General features: G+C 52.7%; 1 protein-coding gene. It reads left to right on the top strand.

The genetic code is table 11. The annotated features are described in order from the left end of the window. The coding region (locus tag BF99_RS23605; RefSeq protein ID WP_197019242.1) for a hypothetical protein at window positions 1-204 on the top strand (204 nt) is incomplete at its 5' end. Window positions 205-546: the final 342 nt, after the last annotated feature.

Here is a 546-nt window from a genome sequence, read left to right as displayed (position 1 = left end):
TTGAACTTCGCGGCGGCGTTGGATGCATTGGGCTGGGAGCCTGATCCGGAGGAAGAGCTGGATTTTGCAACGCTCGAGATCAACTCTTCTCGTCGTCAATGCGGAACGGATCCCTTCTCTTGTTTTTACCTGCCCAACGAGACGAAAGAAGATGTTATAGCCAGTTGTCTGTTGGTGAACGGCGAGGTCGTCGGTTGCCGCTGACGGACCTCGGCCCTTTCCCCACAAGGCTTCTCATCGGCCTTCGAAGGGTTTCTTTCATCCGACAAGAAAGAGGAGGTGGCAAGCGCCGCCTCCTCTTTCCGCTTTTTTGCAAAGATCGGCGCAGGTGCTTTTTTGACCCCGATGCTTTCTTGGCCCCGATGTGAAATCATGATTATTTCGATGGCAAGATAGACTTTTTCCCTGCTACCTTGGAAGCGGATATCGATCCTCGCCCCGCCACCGGTCAAGCTTTGGCGCTTCGATAGCCGTCCGAAGGCCCACCATTTCAGGATATTGACAAGATGCCCGCAAAGAAGAAAAAAGAGATCGAATCTTACGATC

Origin of the sequence: Thioalkalivibrio sp. HK1 (assembly GCA_000583135.1) — a bacterium.
Lineage (GTDB): Bacteria > Pseudomonadota > Gammaproteobacteria > HK1 > HK1 > HK1.
Note: the sequence above shows the minus strand (reverse complement) of the source record. Positions and strands in the feature narration are given on the sequence as shown.